Below are 4,998 nucleotides of genomic sequence, written 5' to 3'. Positions count from 1 at the left end.
CGTCCAGCCGGCTGGGGACCCGGGTGAGGAGCCGGCTGACGGCCTGGCCGGCGACCCTCTCGTGGAGTCGTTGCGGGGGTGGCTGACCGAGCGGCTGCCCGAGGCGTCGCGTCCTCAGCTCGTCGCCGTCCGGTCAGAGCTTCCGCTCTCCCGTAACGGCAAGGTCGACCGGGCCGCGCTCGCCGCGGCACTGACGGCCGAGCCCGCCACGGGCGGCGCCGGTGACGTCTTCACGCCACCCCGGGGCACGGTGGAGACCGCGGTCGCCGGCATCTGGTCCGACCTGCTCGGGGCCGAGCGGGTCGGCCGCGACGACACCTTCGTCGGCCTGGGTGGCGACTCGCTGCTCGCGACGACCATGCTCGTGCGCCTGCGGGAGGCGGGCCTGGCCGGCGGCCGGCTCGGCCGGCTCTTCACCACGCCCCGGCTGGCTGATTTCGCCGTCACGCTCCAGGCCGTCGCGACGCCGGGGCCCGACGGCACGACGCCGCCCGCATTGGGGGAGGACGACGGGCTGGTCGCCGACCCGGAGCACCGGTATGAGCCCTTCCCGCCGACCGATGTGCAGCGCGCCTACTGGATCGGCCGGGACGAGCGGCTGCCGCTCGGTGGCGTCGGCACCTGGCACTACACCGAGTTCGACGTGCCGGCGGCGACCTGGGACCCGGTGGCCCTCCAGACGGCGCTGGGCATTCTGGTGAACCGTCACGAGATGCTGCGGGCCGTCTTCGACGAGGACGGCAACCAGCGCATCCTCGCGGAGGTCCCGCCGCCCCGCGTCGACGTCCGCGCGGCCGGGCCGGGGGCGGATCCCGACGCCGAGCTGGCGGCCTTCCGGAGGGAGCACTCGCATCGGCTGCTCGACCTGACCCGCTGGCCGTTGTTCGAGGTGTCCGCGCTGCGCTACGAGCGGGCCGGCGAAGCTCGGGTGCGGCTCGCGGTAGGCCTCGACTACCTGGTGTTCGACGCACTATCGATCATGACGCTCTACACCGAGCTCGACCGCCTCTACGTCGCCGCGCGGGCCGGCGCACACCCTCCCGCGCTGCCGGAGATCGGGGTGTCGTTCCGGGATTACGTGCTCGGTGTGCGGCCTGACCCGCGGACTGCGGAAGCGGACCAGGAGTACTGGCTGGCCCGGCTCGCCGAGCTGCCACCGGCGCCCGCGCTACCGACCGCCCTCGACCCGGCACAGCTCACCAGCCCACGGTTCGAACGGCACCGGCACTGGCACTCCCCGCAAGTGTGGGAGCGACTACGCGCGGCCGCCCGCCGGCACGACGTCACCGTGTCCACGGTGCTGCTGGCGGCCTACGGCGAGGTACTGGCGGCCTGGAGCACCCACACCGATCTGACGATCACTCTCACCCTGTTCGACCGGCGGCCCGTCCACCCGGACATCGCCCGGCTGCTGGGCGACTTCACCACCCTGTCGCTCGCCGACCACCGGCGGGCCGACACCTGGCTGGCCACCGTCGGCGGCCTGCAGCGCAGGCTGGCCACCGACCTCGACCACCGCGAGGTCTCCCCGATCTGGCTGCTGCGCGAGCTGGCACGGGCGACCGGAGCCCTGGAGGCGATGCCGGTCGTGTTCACCAGCGCGATCGGCGTCGGTGACGGCGTCTCGATGGACCTGTCGGATGCCTTCGGTGCACCCGTGTACGGGCTGTCGCAGTCCCCGCAGGTCGGTCTGGACAACCAGGTGGTCGAGGCCGACGGCGGCCTCCAGGTCAGCTGGGACGTCGTCGAGGGCCTGTTTCGGCCCGGGGTCGTCGACGCGATGTTCGCCGCCTACAACAGGCTCGTCGGCTGGCTCGCCGACGGGGACTGGTCCGGCCGGCTGCCGGACCTGCTGCCGCCCGGGCAGCGGGCGGTCCGGGCGGCGCGCAACGCCACCGCCGTCGACCGCGCGCCGGCCACGCTACACGGCGCGTTCTTCGGCCGTGCCGTCGCCGAGCCGGACCGGACGGCGCTCGTCTGGGAGCATCCGCAGGCCGGCCCGGCGGCGATGAGCTACCGGGATCTCGCCGACGCCGCGCTGCGGGTCGCGGGCGGTCTGGTGACCCGCGGTGTCGTGCCGGGCGACACCGTCGCCGTCACCCTGCCGAAGGGCCCCGACCAGATCGCCGCGGTCCTCGGCGTGCTGGCCGCCGGTGCGGCGTACGTGCCGATCGGCGTGGAGCAGCCGGCGCTGCGACGGGCGCGGATCCACACGACATCCGGCGCGCGGTACGTCATGGCCGACGACGCCGACGGCAACGCGGAGCGCACCGGCGGGGAGTCCCCCGGCTGGGAGCCGAGCGGCGGGGCCGGCCCGGGGATTCTCGGCATCGGCCGGGCGCTGGCCGGCCCGGCGCTGGTCACGCCGGTGCCGGTCGACCCGGGCGGCCTCGCCTATGTCATCTTCACCTCAGGGTCGACCGGCGAGCCGAAGGGCGTCGAGATCGCTCACGACGCGGCCGCGAACACGGTGGCGGACATCAACGCCCGGTACGGGATCGGTGCCGGTGACCGGGTGCTCGCCCTGTCCGCGCTCGACTTCGACCTCTCCGTCTACGACGTCTTCGGCCTTCTCGGGGCCGGCGGCACGGTGGTGCTCGCGGCGGAGGACGACCGCCGCGACGCCCGGCGCTGGCTCTCGCTCGTCCGCGATCACGGCGTGACCGTGTGGAACACCGTCCCGGCGCTGCTCGACATGCTGCTGGTCGCCTCCGAGCCGGAGCCACTGCCGGCCGGGCTGCGCCTCGCGCTGGTCTCCGGTGACTGGGTGGGGCTCGACCTGCCGGGCCGGCTGCGGGCGCGGACCGGCGGCCGGTGCCGGTTGGTGGCGCTCGGCGGGGCGACCGARGSSKCGATCTGGTCGAWCGYSYWYSMSRYCGRCGWSGTSSMCSRMGRCYGRMSSWSSRTSCCCTACGGSWYKCCRCTSGMCAACCAGRCSTWCCRSGTSSTCGAYCCGSSGRKGSRYGACCGGCCGGACTGGGTGCCCGGGGAGCTGTGGATCGGAGGGCGCGGGGTCGCCTTCGGCTACCGCGGTGATCCGCGGCGCACCGCGGACCGGTTCGTCCGCCGGGCCGGTGACCGCTGGTACCGCACCGGCGACCTCGGCCGGTACTGGCCGGACGGGACGCTGGAGTTCCTCGGCCGCTCTGACCAGCAGGTCAAGGTCGGCGGTCACCGCATCGAGCTCACCGAGGTCGAGGCGGCGATGGAGGGCTTCCCACTGGCGCGTGCCGGCGCGGTCGTCGCGGTCGGTGACCGTCACCGCCGTGCCCTGCACGCCTTCGTCGTCCCGGCCGCCCCTGTGACCGACGACGCGGAGCCGGCCGAGGCCGCGGCGTCGCCAGAGGACTCGGAGCTGGCGGCCGCGCTGCGCGCGCACCTGGCCGACCGGCTGCCGCCCTACGCGGTACCGGCCCGGGTGAGTGTGCTGCCGGAGCTGCCGCTCACCGCGAACGGCAAGATCGACAGGCTGGCGCTCGCCACTCTCGGTGAGGACCTCACCAGCCTCGACGGTGTCGCCCCTGACCCCGGCGCGCAGTCGGCGATCGCCGCGCTGTGGAGCGAGCTGCTCGGGGTGCACATCGCCGACCGGGATGCGAACTTCTTCGGTGCCGGCGGTGACAGCATGCTCGCGCTGCGTATGGTCGGTGCGTTGCGGGCCCGGTACGGCGTGGACGTGCCCGTCCGCGGCTTTCTCGCCGCGCCGACCGTCGCCGGGCTGGCCGCCCTCGTTCTGGAGCACGGCGACGCGGCCGTGTTCGAGCCCGATGCCTTCGAGGAGGGCGTGTTGTGAGTATCCCGAGGCCTGTCCAGCCGCTGGCGAGACTGCTCGCGCCGCTGCGCTCGCTGCTGATCGCCGCCGTGGTGCTGCAGGCGGTGTCGAGTGTGGCCGCGGTGGTGTCGCTGATCGCGCTCGCCGAGGCCGTGCGGGCGCTGCTGGTGGCCAGCCCGGACGAGGACAAGGTGTGGGTCTGGGTCGCGGTGTGCGGCACCACGGCTCCGGTGAGCCTCCTGGCGGCCAGCGCCGCGGTCACCCTGACCCACGTCGGTGACGCCCGGCTCCAGCTGCGGCTGCGCCGGGCGCTGGCCGACCGGCTCGGCCGGGTTCCGCTCGGCTGGTTCGCCCGGCGCGGGTCCGGCGAGGTGAAGAAGGTCGTCCACGACGACGTGCACGCGATGCACTACCTGGTCGCCCACACGCTGCTGGACATCACCGCGGTGATCGTGGTGCCGGTCACGGCGCTGGTCTACCTGATCGTCGTCGACTGGCGGCTCGGGCTGCTCAGCGTCGTCCCGCTGGTGGCCGGCATCTGGCTGTTCGCCCGGGCGATGGCCGAGGCCGGCACGAAGATGGCCGACTACGGCCGCGCCGCTGCCGAGATCAACAACGCGGTGGTGGAGTTCGTCGACGGGATCGCCGTGGTCAAGACGTTCGGCCGCGCGCGGTCGGCGTACGAGCGGTTCGGCCGCGCCGCGGATGCCTTCCACGACTTCTTCTCCCGCTGGGTGGCGGCGACGACCGCCGTGACGACGGCCTCGCAGATCGTCGTCGCCCCGCCGGCGGTGCTGCTGCTGGTCCTCGGCCCCGGCATCGCCCTGGTCGTGCACGGAGGTATGCCGGCGCCCGAGATCATTCCGTTCGCGCTGCTCGCCCCGGGTGTGGCCGGCGCGGTGTCGAACATCGGCACCCGCCTGCAGGCGCTGCGCACCGGCGGAGTCGCGGCGGCGAGCGTCGCGGGCCTGCTCGACACCCCGCCGCTGCCGGTACTCGACACCCCGCGGACGACGGATGGCGCCACGGCGGACAGGGCCACCGTGGAGCTGCGCGGGGCCTCGTTCGCGTACGACGGTGGCCCGCCCGTGCTGGACGGCATCGACCTCGTGCTGGCACCGGGCACAGTCACCGCCCTCGTCGGTGTCCCAGAAGCGGGCGACCAGCCGCGCGATCGTCGTCTTGCCCGCCCCGGACGGCCCGACCAGCGCCGTCGTGGTCCGCTC

Annotated in this window: 3 pseudogenes; 2 read left to right on the top strand and 1 reads right to left on the bottom strand. The window is 74.5% G+C overall.

The features are described from left to right. Window positions 1–3,793 (top strand): annotated as a pseudogene (locus KBI5_RS17745) (amino acid adenylation domain-containing protein); the annotation flags it as partial. Next, a pseudogene (locus tag KBI5_RS26460) lies at window positions 3,790–4,596 on the top strand (ABC transporter transmembrane domain-containing protein); the annotation flags it as partial. The pseudogenes KBI5_RS17745 and KBI5_RS26460, both read left to right, overlap by 4 nt. Window positions 4,597–4,905: 309 nt before the next feature. On the opposite strand, the pseudogene KBI5_RS28785 reads toward KBI5_RS26460, so the two are convergent. Then, window positions 4,906–4,998, bottom strand: a pseudogene (locus KBI5_RS28785) (ATP-binding cassette domain-containing protein); the annotation flags it as partial.

Source organism: Frankia sp. KB5 (genome assembly GCF_002099325.1).
Lineage (GTDB): Bacteria > Actinomycetota > Actinomycetes > Frankiales > Frankiaceae > Frankia > Frankia casuarinae.
The sequence above is the reverse complement of the archived record's forward strand: the minus strand, read 5'-3'. Positions and strand labels throughout refer to the sequence as shown.